The organism is Streptomyces cacaoi (assembly GCF_006539165.1).
In the GTDB taxonomy this organism is placed as follows: Bacteria; Actinomycetota; Actinomycetes; order Streptomycetales; family Streptomycetaceae; genus Streptomyces; species Streptomyces cacaoi.
This window is the reverse complement of sequence record NZ_BJMM01000062.1, coordinates 13,846-28,777: the sequence shown is the minus strand read 5'-3', so window position 1 is coordinate 28,777 and position 14,932 is coordinate 13,846. Positions and strand designations below refer to the sequence as shown.

Here is a 14,932-nt window from a genome sequence, read left to right as displayed (position 1 = left end):
AATCGGGCGAGCCAACCAGACGAACCGCAAAAGGCGCACCCTGAAGCAGGGCGCAACCAGCAGGCGAGCAGCGCAAAAGCCAGGCACACCCGAAGGGTGGCTGCGGGCCTCAACTCATCCGTAGGGCGAGGAAGAAGTCCAGTTTGTCCTCAAGGCGGGACAGATCACGCCCGGTGAGCTGTTCGATACGGCTGACCCGATAGCGCAGCGTATTGACGTGCAGATGGAGCCGCGCGGCACACCGCGTCCAGGAGCCGTCGGCGGACAGGAAGGCATCCAGCGTGGGCACCAACTCGGCCCGGTGCTTCCGGTCGTACTCGCGCAGCGGATCGAGCAGCCGAGCGGTGAACGCCCGCCGCACATCGTCGGGGACGAACGGCAGCAGCAGCACATGGGAGGCCAGCTCCTCGTGCCCGGCGGCCCGCACGGCCCCGGGCCGCGCGGCGGCGACCCGCCGTGCGTGCCGGGCCTCCTCCAGCGCCCCACGCAGCCCCTCCGCCGAGTGCACGGCGGCGCTGACGCCGAGGGTGAGCCGCCCGTCGTCGCCGAGGCCCTGGGAGAGCGGTTCCTGCACGGCGTCGAGCAGCGCCTCGGCGTGGACGCCCGTGCCGTCGCCGAGCCCGCTGAGGGAGGCTTCCGCGTGGGGTTCGCCGTCGCCGCCGGGTGCGGGCAGCGGCACGAGGGCGACGGCCTCGTCGTCGGTCTGTGCGACGGCGATGCGGTCCGAGCCGGTGGGCCCGGCGGCGCGCGGGTCGACGAGCATTTCCTCCAGCAGCGACTGGGCGACGGCGCCGGCCTCGTCGGGCGGCTGGGGCCTGTCGGCCTGTTCGGCGCCGTGCGGGGCCCGGTCGACCCGTCCGACGATCACCTGCCAGTGCGGTGCGGCGCCCAGCCCGGGCAGGAGGACGGGCGCGGCGACGCGGAGCCGCGCGGCGATCTCGGCGGGCGGGGCGCCGGTCTGCACGAGTTCGAGGACTTCCTGCGCGAGGCGGCGGCGCACGGTGCGGGCGGCCTCGCGGCGGTCGCGTTCGACGGCGATGAGCTGGGTGACGCCCTGGAGCAGGTCGAGCCGTTCGGCGGGCCAGTCGCCGGCGTCGGCGGAGACGGCCAGCATCCAGTCGGACAGCACGGTCTCGCGCGGGTCGCGGGTGCCGCTGTGCACGGGGAAGACGGAGTAGGCGGCGCCTTCGTGCACCGTGCGGTGCGGCTGGCGGCGGCCGGTGCGGACGGCGGCCATGTGGGCGCCTGCCAGGTGTGCGGCGGTGGCGTGCGGGAGGGGGGCGCCCGCGCTGGGCCCGGCGATCTGCCGTCCGGTGGGGGAGAGGACCCAGGCGGCGAGGTCGAGGTCGGAGCGCAGCAGGTCGAGGACGACGTCGGGGCCGCCGCCTGCGGGGCCGGACGACATCAGCCGGCGGTGCCGGTCGACGACGGCGGCGAGGTCTCCGGCGCGTTCGGTCGAGACCTGGCGGACGACGTGCTCGGTGATGGTGGCGAAGGCCACCGATTCGGTGACGGAGAACAGCGGCAGCCGGTGCCGGGCGCAGGCCACGACGAGGTCCTCGGGCACGGTGCCCAGTTCGGCCTCGCCGGCGGCCAGCCCGGCGACGCCGGCCGTGGCGAGGATCTGGGCGAAGGGTTCGGAGTCCTCGGGGCCGCGCCGCCAGGCCAGGCCGGTGAGCACGAGTTCACCGCCGGACAGATAGCGGCTGGGGTCGCGCAGGTCGGTGGTCATGACTCCGCGGACCGTGCGGTCCAGTTCGTCCTCGCCGCCGAGGAGGCGGAGGCCCAGGGAGTCGTTGTCCAGGAGGGCGCGCAGCCGCATCGTGTGGTCGCCTGCCGTTCTGTTGTCGCTGTCATCGTCATCGCTGTCGGGGGTGCCCGGGCGCCGTGCGGCCCGTGGTGGCCGGAACGGGTGCGTTGCCGGGCCGGTGGGGGCCGGGTGGGGCGGGGCCGGTGGTGCCCGGTTGCCGGGAGGAAACCGAGAGGTGACCGGCGTCCGGCGTTCGTTCGAATCTACAAGACCCGAGGCCCGACCAGCCAAACGCTTCATGTTTTCGGTGACTGCACCGCGGGGGGTACCTGTCGGTGTACTGAGGCGCATTCCGCCAGCTACACCGAGAAGAGACACCCATGGAGTTTCTCCGCCCGGCCAGTTGGGAGGAGGCGCTCGCGGCCAAGGCCGAGCACCCCTCCGCCGTGCCCATCGCCGGTGGCACCGACGTCATGGTCGAGATCAACTTCGACCACCGCCGCCCCGGCCATCTCATGGACCTGAACCGGATCCCTGAGCTGCACGAGTGGGAGGTCGGTGACGAGACCGTCCGGCTCGGCGCCTCCGTGCCCTACTCGGAGGTCATCGACCGTCTGGCGACCGAGCTGCCGGGCCTCGCGCTGGCTTCGCACACCGTCGGCTCGCCCCAGATCCGCAACCGGGGCAGCGTCGGCGGAAACCTGGGCGCCGCCTCCCCCGCAGGGGACTCGCACCCCGCGCTGCTCGCAGCGGGCGCCGAGGTGGAGGCGGAGTCGGTGCGGGGCACCCGGTTCATCCCGGTCGAGGACTTCTACACCGGCGTGAAGCGGAACGCGCTCGCCGAGGACGAACTGATCAAGAACATCCACATCAAGAAGGCCGACGGTCCGCAGCAGTTCTCGAAGGTCGGTACGCGCAACGCGATGGTGATCGCGGTGTGCGCCTTCAGCATCGCACTGCACCCCGAGAGCCGTACCGTGCGGGCCGGTATCGGCTCCGCCGCACCCACGCCGGTCCGTCCCCGTGCCGCCGAGGACTTCCTCGGTGCGGCGCTGGAGGAGGGCGGCTTCTGGGACAGCGGCGCCACCTTGACCCCGTCGCTGGCCCGGGAGTTCGCGGAGCTGTGCGCGGGGGCCTGCAACCCCATCGACGACGTGCGCGGCAGCGCCGCGTACCGGCGTCGGGCGGTGGGCGTCATGGCCCGCCGCACGCTCGGCTGGACCTGGGAGAGCTACCGCGGCAACCGGCCGGGCGGCACCACGACCGAAGGAGGCGCCCCATGCGCGTGACATTCACCGTCAACGGACGGCAGCACGAGGCGGACGACGTCTGGGAGGGCGAGTCGCTGCTGTACGTGCTGCGCGAGCGGATGGGTCTGCCGGGCTCCAAGAACGCCTGCGAGCAGGGCGAGTGCGGCTCGTGCACGGTGCGGCTGGACGGCACGCCGGTGTGTGCCTGTCTGGTCGCCGCGGGCCAGGCGGAGGGCCGCGAGGTCACCACGGTCGAGGGGCTGCCGGAGTTCGCACGCCGGCGCGCCGGGGGAGCGGAGCGGGCGGCCGGTGACGCCGAGGCGGCGGCCGAACTCTCGCCCGTGCAGCAGGCGTTCATCGACGCCGGCGCCGTCCAGTGCGGCTTCTGCACGCCGGGCCTGCTGGTGGCGGCCGACGAGCTGATCGAGCGCAAGCCGCAGCCGTCCGACGCCGACATCCGGGAGGCGCTGTCGGGCAATCTGTGCCGCTGCACCGGCTACGAGAAGATCCTGGACGCCGTCCGGCTCGCCGCGGCCCGCGCGGACGAGACGCGCGAGGTGGTCTGAGATGGCCGGCTCCACCCGGGTGCCCACGCGCACCCCGTCCCAGCTCAGTCAGGGGGCCGCCGTGTCCGGCGGGGTGGGGGACTCGTCGCTGCGGCCGGACGGTGTCCTCAAGGCCACCGGCGAGTTCGCCTACTCGTCGGACATGTGGCACGAGGACATGCTGTGGGGCTTCACCCTGCGCAGCCCGCACGCACACGCCGAGATCGTCTCCGTCGACGTCGGCGAGGCGCTGGCCCAGGCCGGGGTGTACGCCGTGCTCACGCACGACGATCTGCCGGCCGAGGTGAAGAAGTACGGCCTGGAACTGCGGGACACCCCGGTGCTGGCCGGCGGGAAGGTGCGCCACCAGGGCGAGCCGGTCGCGCTCGTCGCCGCGGACCACCCGGAGACCGCGCGCCGCGCCGCGGCGAAGATCAAGGTCGAGTACCGCGAACTGCCCCTGGTGCACGACGAGGCGACGGCGCTCGCCGCGGACGCCCCGGTGCTGCACCCGGACCGGGACGACCACCACGCCGCCCACGTGCCGCACCCCAACATCGTGCACCGGCAGCCGATCGTGCGCGGCGACGTGGCCGCGGCCGCCGCCCGCGCCGAGGTGGTCGTCTCCGGCGAGTACGAGGTCGGCATGCAGGACCAGGCGTTCCTCGGCCCGGAGTCCGGGCTCGCGGTGCCGGCCGAGGACGGCGGCGTCGACCTTTACGTCGCCACCCAGTGGCTCCACTCCGACCTGCGGCAGATCGCGCCCGTCCTCGGCCTGCCCGAGGACAAGGTGCGGATGACGCTCGCGGGGGTCGGCGGCGCCTTCGGCGGGCGCGAGGACCTGTCCATGCAGATCCACGCCTGTCTGCTGGCGCTGCGCACCCGCAAGCCCGTGAAGATGGTCTACAACCGCTTCGAGTCCTTCTTCGGGCACGTCCACCGGCACCCGGCCACGCTGTGGTACGAGCACGGCGCCACCCGCGACGGCACGCTGACGCACATCCGCTGCCGCATCGTGCTGGACGGCGGGGCCTACGCGTCCGCCTCGCCCGCCGTCGTCGGCAACGCGTCCTCGCACGCGGCGGGCCCGTACGTCGTCGACGACGTGGAGATCGAGGCGCTCGCGCTCTACACCAACAACCCGCCGTGCGGGGCGATGCGCGGCTTCGGCGCCGTCCAGGCGTGCTTCGCCTACGAGGCGCAGATGGACAAGCTCGCCGCCGAACTGGGCATGGACCCGGTCGAGTTCCGCCGGAAGAACGCCATGTCGCAGGGCGACCGGATGCCCACGGGGCAGGTGGTGGACTCCCCGGCGCCGGTCGCCGAGCTGCTGCGCCGGGTCAAGGCCAGGCCGCTGCCGCCGGAGCGCCAGTGGGAGACCCTCGGCGGCGCACCGGACGTGCGGGCCCTGCCCGGCGGGCTGTCCAACACCACGCACGGCGAGGGCGTCGTGCGGGGCGTCGGCTACGCGGTCGGCGTGAAGAACGTCTGCTTCTCCGAGGGGTTCGACGACTACTCGACCGCGCGGGTGCGCCTGGAGGTCATCGGCGGCGAGCCCGTCGCGACGGTGCACACGGCGGCGGCCGAGGTGGGCCAGGGCGGCGTCACCGTCCACGCCCAGATCGCCCGCACCGAGCTGGGTGTGACCCGGGTGACGATCCACCCGGCCGACACCCGGGTGGGCTCGGCGGGTTCGACGTCCGCCTCCCGGCAGACGTACATGACCGGTGGCGCGGTGCGGCACGTCTGTGAGCTGGTGCGCGAGGAGGTGTTCCGGCGCGGCCGGGAGCGGCTGGGCACCTACCATCCGGCGTGGGCCACGGCCGAACTCCTGCTGGAGGGCGGCAAGGTGGTCACCGACGCCGGCGAGGTGCTCGCCCCGCTCGTCGACGTCCTCGGCGACGAACCGGTCGAGGCCGTGGACGAGTTCCGGCACCGGCCGACCGTCGCGCTGGACCCGGCGACCGGCCAGGGCTTCGGCCACGTCCAGTTCTCCTTCGCCGCGCACCGGGCCGTCGTCGAGGTCGACACCGAGCTGGGCCTGGTCAAGGTGATCGAGCTGGCCTGCGCCCAGGACGTCGGCAAGGCCATGAACCCGGACGCGGTCGTCGGGCAGATCCACGGCGGTACCACCCAGGGCCTGGGCCTGGCCGTGATGGAGGAGATCGTGGTGGAGAACGCCAAGGTGCGCAATCCGTCCTTCACGGACTATCTGATCCCCACCATCCTGGACACCCCCACGATCCCCGTCGACGTCCTCGAACTGGCCGACGAGCACGCCCCCTACGGTCTGCGCGGCGCGGGAGAGGCCCCCACCCTCTCCTCCACCCCCGCGGTCCTGGCGGCGATCCGGGCCGCGACGGGCAAGGCGCTGAAGCGGGTGCCCGTGCGCCCGGAGCACATCGTCGCCTGAGACTCCCCTGCCCCGCCCTCGCCCGGACAGCCACGGGACACCGTCCCGTCCCGTGCCCCGCTTCTCGTGCGCCGTGTGCCGTGCGGCGGGGGAGCGGCGGGGCGGGGCAGGGGGCACCACCGGTCCCTCACCGCTCCCTCACTGCTCCACCGTTCCACTCCTGTTCACGCCGTCCGCCGGCAGTCGAGAGTTCGGCGCCGGGCCCGCAGCGCGCGGGCACGGTGGCCGCACCATGGCGGCTCGGGCCGTCCCCCGGGTCGTGCGCATCCCAGACCCCGGTTTCCCTACCGGGTGCCCCTAGGAATTTGGGAGTCAGCACACATGACCCAGTCGAAAGTCGGGCCGACGACGACCCCGGAGGACGCGGGCGACGGCTCGCGCGTCCCCGCCGGTCGTTCGTGGCTCGACCGGTACTTCCACATCACAGACAGAGGATCGACGGTCGGCCGTGAGGTCCGTGGTGGCGTCACCACGTTCATGGCCATGGCCTACATCATCCTGCTCAACCCCGTCATCCTGTCCGTCCCGGACGTGACGGGCCACAAGCTGGACGGCGGCCAGGTCACCACCGCGACCGCGCTGGCCGCCGCCGTGACCACGCTCGTGATGGGCTTCATCGGCAATGTGCCGCTGGCGCTCGCGGCCGGGCTCAGCGTCTCGGCCGTCATGGCCTTCCAGGTCGTCCCGGAGATGACCTGGGGCAACGCCTGGGCCATGTGTCTGATATACGGCGCGGTGATCGTCCTCCTCGTCGTCACCGGGCTGCGCGAGCTGATCATGAACGCCATCCCGTTGGCGATCAAGCACGCGATCACGATGGGCATCGGCCTGTTCGTCTGCCTGATCGGTCTGGTGCAGGCCGGCTTCGTCACCTCGATGGGCGGCCCCGGCGGGGTCCCCGGCGAGAAGCCCATCCAGCTCGGCACCGACGGCGGCCTCACCGGCTGGCCGGTGCTCTGCTTCGCGCTCACCGTGCTGCTGATCTTCGCGCTCCAGGCCCGCAAGGTGCCCGGCGCGATCCTGATCGGCATCGTCAGCGGGACCGTCTTCGCCGCGCTGGTCCACCAGTTCGCCGATCTGACGAAGCAGGACTGGGGCGGCCGCAACGCCCCCGAGCTGCCCGGCTCGTTCGTCAGCTCACCGGACTTCGGACTGCTCGGCGACGTCTCCTTCACGGGGCTGGGCCACGTCGGTGCCATCTCCATCGGCGTCATCGTCTTCACCCTCGTGCTGGCCGGGTTCTTCGACGCGATCGGCACCATCATCGGCATCGGCCAGCAGGCCGGGCTCGCCGACGAGAAGGGCCGGATGCCGGGGCTGAACAAGGCGCTGACCATCGACGGTGCCGGTGGCATCATCGGCGGCGCCGCCGGTGCCTCCGGCCAGACGGTGTTCGTGGAGTCCACGGCGGGGGTCGGCGACGGCGCCCGCACCGGACTGGCCAGCGTGGTCACGGGCCTCGGTTTCGCGCTCTGCCTGTTCTTCACGCCGCTCGCGCAGGTGATCCCTCCGCAGGTGGCCGCCGCGGCGCTGGTCGTCATCGGCTCGATGATGATGACCAACGCCATGCACATCGACTGGTCCGATCCGGCCACGTCGATCCCGGTCTTCCTGACCGTCGTCCTGATGCCGTTCACGTACTCCATCACGCCCGGCATCGGCGCCGGAATCATCACATACGTCCTGATCAAGGCCGTCCAGGGCAAGTTCCGCGAGCCCGGATGGCTGATGTGGATCCTGTCCCTCGTCTTCCTGGCCTACTTCGCGATCCATCCGATCGAAGGGTGGCTGGGGGCGAAATAGAACACGCGCCCGGGGAAGTCTGCTCGTGCCCGCACGCGGCGAACGCGGCGAACGCGGCGAACACGACGGGCGGGCTTCCCCGCGCGCGGGCCGGGCGCAGCCCCCGCGTAGGGTCCCGCTCCGCCCGGCCACCCACGTCCCCGAGGAGAACGCACATGCTGGACATCGCCGCTCAGCTGCACCGCTGGTGCGAGGAAGGACGCGACTTCGCCGTCGCGACCGTCGTCTCCGTCGGCGGCAGCGCGCCACGCCAGCCGGGCGCCGCGCTCGCCGTCGACACCGGGGGCGAGGCCGTCGGCAGCGTCAGCGGCGGCTGCGTCGAGGGCGCCGTCTACGAGCTGTGCCAGGAGGCGCTGGAGTCCGGCTCCAGCGTGCGCCAGACCTTCGGCTACAGCGACGAGGACGCCTTCGCCGTCGGCCTGACCTGCGGCGGCACCATCGACATCCTGGTCACCCCGGTCCGCGCCGACGCCGCGCTCCGGCCCGTGTTCGCCCGGGCGGCGCGCGCCGCGGCCGACGGCCGGGAGACCGCGCTCGTACGGATCGTCGACGGCCCGCGCGAACTCCTCGGCGGCTCCCTGTGGCTGGACGAGCGGGGAGAGGCGCACGGCACGCTCGGCGGCGCCCCGCAGCTCGACGCCTCGGCGGCGGCCGAGGGCCGCGCCCTGCTCGCCGCCGGACGGACCGCCGGCGTCACCCTCGGCGCCGACGGCAGCATGTGCGGGCGGCCCGTCACCCTGCTCGTCGAATCCTCCGTGCCGCCGCCGCGCATGCTCGTCTTCGGCGCCATCGACTTCGCCGCCGCCCTGGTACGCGTCGGCACATTCCTCGGCTACCACGTCACCGTGTGCGACGCGCGGCCCGTCTTCGCCACCCGGAGCCGCTTCCCCGACGCCGACGAGATCGTCGTCGACTGGCCGCACCGCTACCTGGACTCGCAGGACGTGGACGCCCGCACCGTCATCTGCGTCCTCACCCACGACGCCAAGTTCGATGTGCCGCTGCTGGAGCGCGCGCTGCGGCTGCCCGTCGCCTACGTCGGCGCCATGGGCTCCCGGCGCACCCACGAGGACCGGCTGCGACGGCTGCGCGAGGTGGGGCTGACGCCGCTCGAACTCGCCGCGCTGCGCTCCCCGATCGGGCTCGACCTGGGGGCCAGGACACCGGAGGAGACGGCGCTGTCCATCGCCTCCGAGATCGTCGCCTGCCGGCACGGCGGCACCGGCGTCCCGCTCAACGGCGCCCACACGCCCATCCACCACGACACTCCCGGCGCCCCGCTCACCCAGGGGCGCGCGGCCGGCTGAACACCCGGCTGCCGGGCGCGGGCGGCCCGCTCAGCGCGGGAAGAGCTTGACGTCGGCGAGGAACGCGCGGTGGTCCGAGCCCGGCAGATCGTGGAACGAGCCGTCCAGCGGCACCAGTTCCTTGCTGAGCAGCACATGGTCGATCTGCGCCCCCAGCGGAGGAGCGGTACGCGACGGCCACGTGGGCGTCCGTGACATCCCCACCAAGCGGGCCGCGTCGTGCATCCCCGTGGCGAGGACGGCGCGGAACGCGGCGTGGTCCTGCGAGGAGTTGAAGTCCCCGGCGATCAGCGTGGGCAGGCCGTCACGGTCCGCAGCGAGCCGCCGCAGCCGGTCCAGCTCCCGGCGCCAGGTGTCCAGGTCGCCGGGCGTCGGCGGCATCGGATGCGCCACCTGGATGCGCACCCGCTCGCCGCCGATCCGGGCGACCGCCCCCGGCATCGCCAACTCCCCGGGCACACCGGCGGTCCTGCGCAGCGGATACCGGCTCAACAGCGCCGAACCGCGCGCCCCGCCGTCCACCCCCGCCACGACCCGGTGCGGATACGCCTCCCGCAGCCGCGGCGCCTGAAGCGCCCGCACACAGCGGTGGTCGCACTCCTGCACGGCGAGCACCTGGGGCCGCTCCCGCAGCGCCAGCTCCACCAGCGCGTCCGTGGCGCCACCGCGCTGGAGGTTCGCCGTCAGCACCCGGAACCTGGCCTTCGCCGGGCGCTCCTCGGCCCCGTCCGGCGCGGCCGGTCCGTACGGCTGCACGTACCAGCCCGTCGCCGCCAACACCCCCAGCGCCCACACCACCAGCAGCGCACGGCGGGCCAGCACCGCGGCCAGCAGCGCCAGCCAGCCCGGCGCCAGCAGCCAGGGCAGGAACGCCAGCAGCTGCGGCAACGGCGTCGGCCCGTCCCTGTCGGTGCCCCGGGCGACGAGCACAGCCGTCAGCCCCAGCAGCACCAGCGCCGCCACGGCGGCCGGCACGGGATGCCGGCGACGGCGCCCGCGCCCGTCGCCTCCGGCCGCGTACGGTCCGCGCCGTCTGGAATCTTCCCCCGTGTCCACGCCTTCGATGATGCCGTACGCCGCGGCGGACACCACGCCCAGCCCACCCCGGGACCCGCCCGGGACACCGGTACGGAGGCCGATCGCCCCGTGCGGTACGGGAGTTCGAGCCGCGCAGCCGGACGGCGGTGCGTGGCCAGGCGCGGCCCTCGGTGCGGTTCGCCGCAGTTCAGGGCTGGTGTTCCGGCCACCGCGTTGGACACGATGTGCGCCAGCGCCCGCCCGTGGCCCCACCCACCGGGGCCCGGCAGCCGGGCGGCCGGGTGCCGTACGACACAAGGAGCGACATGAGCCCGTCCACAGCCACCGAGGAGTTCCGCGCGGCACGCGACACGCTGCTGCGGCACCGCACGGACCACGAGGCCGCACGCGCCGCCTTCGACTGGCCCCGGCCCGAGCACTTCAACTGGGCGCTGGACTGGTTCGACCGCATCGCCGAGGGCAACGACCGGCTCGCCCTGCACCTCGTCGAGGAGGACGGTACCGAGGAGCGCGTCACCTACGACGAGATGCGCACCCGCTCCGACCAACTGGCCTGCTGGCTGCGGGCACAGGGCGTCGCACCGGGCGACCGCGTCATCGTCATGCTCGGCAACCAGAGCGAGCTGTGGGAATCGCTGCTGGCCCTGATGAAGCTGCGCGCCGTCGTCATCCCCGCCACCCCGCAGCTCGGCCCCGACGACCTCGCCGACCGGGTGCGCCGCGGCCGTGCCCGCCACGTCCTCGTCCGCGCGGCCGACACCGCCAAGTTCGACGGGCTGCCCGGCGACTACACCCGCATCGCCGTCGGCTCCGGCGGCACCCCCGCACCGGGCTGGCTCGCCTACGAGGAAGCCCGGCAGGCGGCGACGGACTTCACCCCCGACGGGCCGACCCGCGGCGACGACACCCTCCTGCTCTACTTCACCTCCGGCACGACGGCCCTGCCCAAGCTGGTCGAACACACCCATCTCTCCTACCCGGCAGGCCACTTGGCGACCATGTACTGGATCGGCCTGCGCCCCGGCGACGTCCACCTCAACATCTCCTCGCCGGGCTGGGCCAAGCACGCCTGGTCCAGCTTCTTCGCCCCCTGGAACGCCGAAGCGACGATCTTCGTGCACAACTACACCCGATTCGACCCCGCCCGGCTCATGTCCGAGATGGACAGCGCCGGCGTCACCAGCTTCTGCGCCCCGCCGACGGTGTGGCGCATGCTCATCCAGGCCGACCTCACCCGGCTGCGCACCGTCCCCCGCGAGGTCGTCGCCGCCGGCGAACCGCTCAACCCCGAGGTCATCGAGCACGTCCGCCGGGCCTGGGGCACCACCATCCGGGACGGCTTCGGCCAGACCGAGACCGCCGTCCAGGTCGCCAACACCCCCGGCTCACCCGTCAAGCCCGGCTCCATGGGCCGGCCCACGCCCGGCTACGACATCACCCTGCTCGACCCCGTCACCGGCGAACCCGGCGCCACCGAGGGCGAGATCTGCATCGACCTGTCCCGCCGCCCCGTCGGCGTCACCACCGGCTACCACGGCGACCCGGAGCGCACGGCCGCCGCCATGGCCGACGGCTACTACCGCACCGGCGACATCGGCTCCCGCGACGCCGACGGCTACCTCACCTACGTCGGGCGGAGCGACGACGTCTTCAAAGCCTCGGACTACAAGATCAGTCCGTTCGAGCTGGAGAGCGTGCTGCTGGAGCACGAGGCCGTCGCCGAGGCGGCCGTCGTCCCCTCACCCGACCCCGTGCGCCTGGCCGTCCCCAAGGCGTACATCGTCCTCGCGGACGGCTGGTCCCCCACCGAGGAGACGGCCCACGCCCTGTTCGCCCACTCCCGCACCCGCCTGCCCGGCTACAAGCGTGTCCGCGTCGTGGAGTTCGCCGACCTGCCCAAAACGATCTCCGGCAAGATCCGCCGCGTCGAACTACGGGCCCACGCGGCGGGCGAGACGGGCACCCCGGGCACGGAACACCGGGAACGCTGAGCTGCCGCCTGCCCGCCGGGGGCCGCGGATCCGTCCGTGCACATCGCGGCCCCGCTTACGGCCGACCCCGCCTCCCTGCGCCCGAGGGCCAGGCCAAAAAGCTGGACCTCGGCGCCCTGCGCTCGCCAGGTGGGGGGCGAGGAGCAGGTTGCGCTTCACGATGAGGGGGCCGGGTAGATCAGGCTTCCGCAGCGCACACAACGCTTGCCGTCGTCGCTTTCGTGCAGTTCCCCGTGATCACATGCCGGTTCCAGCGCCTCGGCGGGGTAGGTGCGCTCCAGGCCCCCTCGAAGCGGGCGGACGAACGCCGTAGCGACGCTGTCCCGGAACTCCTCGGGCCGCTTCGGAGCAGCATAAGGTTCCACAGCCATCACACGCATGGGCCGATCGTCGTCGGGCACGCGCACCGTGGCGCCGACCCGAAGAGCCGCCACGGATGGCCACGTTGCTGTACGTGTTCCATGAGCCGGGTACGGGGCTTCGGCGGGCCGACTACTGGGTGTGGGGCTGAACACGGAGCCGATCTCCTGGGGCCTAGGACCACGCTCCGCACGCACACGTCGTGCCGCGAAGCCTTGCGCCTGTACATGCTTGAGCACGCAGTGCTCACACGGGAGTTGACCCGGGTTGACTACTCTGGAGACACCACAGGTCAACCCACAGAGGTTTGCGATGCGTGACTTCGCCGAACTCGCCCGCCGGGCGCTGACGGACAGTGGCTACTCGATGAAGGCTGCCGCGCGGGCCATGAACTACGACCCGGCCTACCTGTCACGCGTGCTCAACGGAAAGCAGCAGCCGTCGCGGAGCCTCGCGTCAGCGATGGACACCCTTGTCGGTGCCGATGGAGCACTGGTCGACGCGCTCCTCGCGGAGGACGACGCGGCACGTGTCGCCAGGACGGCTGCCGAACCGTCCAGGTTGGACGGGCGAACGGTGGAGTCTCTCGCCGGAGTGCTGGCCGCGTACCGGCGGCTCGACGATTCGACGCCGCCTGAGCACGTCGTGCCGGCTGCGTTGAGACAGACACGGGACGTCCTTCGGATGCTCCGAGGTGCCAGAGGGCCGTATCGCGACCGGCTCGCCGAGGTCGCCTCGGAATGGGTTCAGTTCTCCGGCTGGCTTTTTGCTCAGCTCCGCAGGGACGGAGAGGCGGTACGCCTGCTGAACGACGCGGTCGAGCTTGCTGACGAAGCCCGAAACGGCACCCTGGCGGCACAGGCACTCAACTTCAAGGGATATGTCTCTCGGCGACAAGGGCGACCACAGGGCGTGGCCCGGTGGTTCGCCGCGGCGGCAGGTACACCGGGGGCACACCCGGCGCAACGCATCGGCGACTATCTGCAAGCGGCAGGCGGGCTGGCGGATATGGGCGCGCTCACGCCGGCGCTCCACATGGTCGAAAGGGCCGAGAAACTGACAGACGAGGCCGCCGCACTGCCTCCGCCCGCCACCGCGTACTGGCTCACTCCGGACTTCAACCGGCTCAACATGGGAATCTGTCTCCTTTCCCTGCACCGGTACAGCGATGCGGCCGGTCATCTGGAGGCCGGCCTGGCCGGGTTGCCCGAGGAACTCAGGGACGCGCCCTGGACATGGGAGCACAAGGCTGCACTCCGCAAGGCTGTGGAAGGGATGTGACCGGCAGGGCTTCCCCTCGCCTCCCGCCCGCCGCACGCCGAACCGGCGTTTTCAACCACCGCACTGCGCCCGCTGCTTGAACGCCTTCTCGAAGTCGGTGTACAGCGTGTCCCCGTCCAGGAGGTTCTTCTCGCCGAACTTGCCGGCGTCGCTCTTGTCCGGGACCGGGTACTTGGCGTTCAACAGGTATTCCCGGCTGCCGCACCGGACGATCCTGGCTGTGAAGCCCTTGCCCGATGCGCTGCTTCCGTGGGCCTCCTTGAATTCCGTGAGGTGGTGCGGATTCCTGGTCGTGGTGAAGGCGGCCAGGGTGGCACCTGTGTCGGTGGAGGTCTGTTCCTGGAGTCTCTTGTCGAGCACGGTGACGCAGCTCCAGGTGTCCTCGATCGTTCCTGCGGTGCGTTGGCGGACCTGCTCGGCGGCTTCCGGTTCGGTGAAGACCTTCAGATCGCGGAGTCGGCATACGTTGGCGGGGCCGACGTGTCCGAACTTCGAGGTGGGCGTGGCGCCTTGGCCCTTCTTCTGCCAGTTCTCGTCGCCGCACTTGTATTTCCTGGTGAGGCGGTCGCCGACCTTGGTGGCGATGTGCGTCATGCGCTCGCGGGTCGAGGTGTCGCTCCAGCGTTCCTCCTGGCGGTTGCGCAGGATGACGCGCAGTTGGACGTCCGAGTCGCCGGTGCGGAACGGTTCGCGGCAGGCTTCCGGGAGCAGGAGCTGCGCAGAGGGCCACTGGGGCTTGTGCGGAATTCCTGTCCAGCCGGTGATGCCGTGGGGCATGGGGGCTGCGGACTCGTACACCGCGCGTCTGTCCAGGCCGTCACTGCCCCAGGGAGAGTTGTGCAGCGAGGGCCGTACGGAGATCTCGGCCAGCCAAGCACCGCCCTGGGAGATATTGCAGAGCGGAAACTTCCGCTTCTGGTAACCGGAGTAGTAGGCCCGCGGTTCGTCCTCCGCGGAATATCCGCCCCCCTTCCCCGTGCTCAACTGACCCAGATCCCGCCGGCTGAGCTGCCCCCAGCAGAAAGCCCGTGGCTCGGTTGAGCCGTGCTTCGAGGTGAGGGCCAGAGTGACGACGAGGGCTGCGGCCAGGGGAAGGGCGACGGCGGCGATGACGAGAGATTTCTTTGCGCGCAATGTTTTGTGGAGTGTGGGCGGCACTGGTTCTCCATCGATGCGTCGGTCCGGTGACGCACT

At 72.2% G+C, this 14,932-nt stretch carries 10 protein-coding genes; 7 read left to right on the top strand and 3 right to left on the bottom strand.

Annotated features, from left to right (window positions below; translation table 11 throughout):
• Positions 1 to 109: 109 nt before the first annotated feature.
• Positions 110 to 1,822 (bottom strand): PucR family transcriptional regulator, encoded by a 1,713-nt coding sequence (locus tag SCA03_RS31285; RefSeq protein ID WP_030886084.1) that lies wholly within the window; start codon positions 1,820 to 1,822, stop codon positions 110 to 112.
• A gap of 308 nt (positions 1,823 to 2,130) precedes the next feature.
• Here SCA03_RS31285 and SCA03_RS31280 point away from each other — a divergent pair, with 308 nt between their 5' ends.
• The 5 genes from SCA03_RS31280 (at position 2,131) to SCA03_RS31260 (ending at position 9,068) form a co-directional block, all read left to right on the top strand.
• A complete protein-coding gene (locus SCA03_RS31280; protein WP_030886081.1) occupies positions 2,131 to 3,039 on the top strand; it encodes an FAD binding domain-containing protein in 909 nt (302 codons plus the stop codon).
• Positions 3,030 to 3,566: a (2Fe-2S)-binding protein gene (locus tag SCA03_RS31275; protein WP_030886078.1), complete on the top strand. Its 537-nt coding sequence runs from the start codon at positions 3,030 to 3,032 to the stop codon at positions 3,564 to 3,566. The genes SCA03_RS31280 and SCA03_RS31275 overlap by 10 nt, the downstream gene beginning before the upstream one ends.
• 1 nt (position 3,567) lies before the next feature.
• A complete protein-coding gene (pucD, locus tag SCA03_RS31270; protein WP_086815357.1) occupies positions 3,568 to 5,958 on the top strand; it encodes a xanthine dehydrogenase subunit D in 2,391 nt (796 codons plus the stop codon).
• A 321-nt stretch (positions 5,959 to 6,279) separates the two neighbouring features.
• Positions 6,280 to 7,761 (top strand): NCS2 family permease, encoded by a 1,482-nt coding sequence (locus tag SCA03_RS31265; RefSeq protein WP_086815358.1) that lies wholly within the window; start codon positions 6,280 to 6,282, stop codon positions 7,759 to 7,761.
• 155 nt (positions 7,762 to 7,916) lie between these two features.
• The gene (locus SCA03_RS31260; protein WP_030886069.1) at positions 7,917 to 9,068 is read left to right on the top strand and encodes an XdhC family protein; all 1,152 of its coding nucleotides are present in this window, start codon (positions 7,917 to 7,919) and stop codon (positions 9,066 to 9,068) included.
• A 30-nt stretch (positions 9,069 to 9,098) separates the two neighbouring features.
• Here SCA03_RS31260 and SCA03_RS31255 read toward each other — a convergent pair whose 3' ends face one another.
• A complete protein-coding gene (locus SCA03_RS31255; RefSeq protein WP_230989024.1) occupies positions 9,099 to 10,043 on the bottom strand; it encodes an endonuclease/exonuclease/phosphatase family protein in 945 nt (314 codons plus the stop codon).
• Positions 10,044 to 10,411: 368 nt separating this feature from the next.
• Between SCA03_RS31255 and SCA03_RS31250 the strand changes: the two genes are divergently transcribed.
• Complete coding sequence (locus SCA03_RS31250; protein WP_030886063.1) at positions 10,412 to 12,097, top strand: AMP-binding protein; 1,686 nt, start codon at positions 10,412 to 10,414, stop codon at positions 12,095 to 12,097.
• Positions 12,098 to 12,769: 672 nt separating this feature from the next.
• Positions 12,770 to 13,738: a helix-turn-helix domain-containing protein gene (locus tag SCA03_RS31245; RefSeq protein ID WP_086815359.1), complete on the top strand. Its 969-nt coding sequence runs from the start codon at positions 12,770 to 12,772 to the stop codon at positions 13,736 to 13,738.
• Positions 13,739 to 13,789: 51 nt separating this feature from the next.
• On the opposite strand, the gene SCA03_RS31240 is transcribed toward SCA03_RS31245, so the two are convergent.
• Complete coding sequence (locus SCA03_RS31240) at positions 13,790 to 14,872, bottom strand: hypothetical protein (protein WP_141275783.1); 1,083 nt, start codon at positions 14,870 to 14,872, stop codon at positions 13,790 to 13,792.
• Positions 14,873 to 14,932 lie beyond the last annotated feature (60 nt).

What these genes read in the sequence shown, in the direction of transcription:
- SCA03_RS31275 (WP_030886078.1), top strand. Translation starts at nt 3,030, where the DNA reads ATGCGCGTGACATTCACCGTCAACGGACGGCAGCACGAGGCGGACGAC.
- SCA03_RS31280 (WP_030886081.1), top strand. Translation starts at nt 2,131, where the DNA reads ATGGAGTTTCTCCGCCCGGCCAGTTGGGAGGAGGCGCTCGCGGCCAAG.
- SCA03_RS31285 (WP_030886084.1), bottom strand. Translation starts at nt 1,822, where the DNA reads ATGCGGCTGCGCGCCCTCCTGGACAACGACTCCCTGGGCCTCCGCCTC.
- pucD (WP_086815357.1), top strand. Translation starts at nt 3,568, where the DNA reads ATGGCCGGCTCCACCCGGGTGCCCACGCGCACCCCGTCCCAGCTCAGT.
- SCA03_RS31245 (WP_086815359.1), top strand. Translation starts at nt 12,770, where the DNA reads ATGCGTGACTTCGCCGAACTCGCCCGCCGGGCGCTGACGGACAGTGGC.
- SCA03_RS31260 (WP_030886069.1), top strand. Translation starts at nt 7,917, where the DNA reads ATGCTGGACATCGCCGCTCAGCTGCACCGCTGGTGCGAGGAAGGACGC.
- SCA03_RS31265 (WP_086815358.1), top strand. Translation starts at nt 6,280, where the DNA reads ATGACCCAGTCGAAAGTCGGGCCGACGACGACCCCGGAGGACGCGGGC.
- SCA03_RS31250 (WP_030886063.1), top strand. Translation starts at nt 10,412, where the DNA reads ATGAGCCCGTCCACAGCCACCGAGGAGTTCCGCGCGGCACGCGACACG.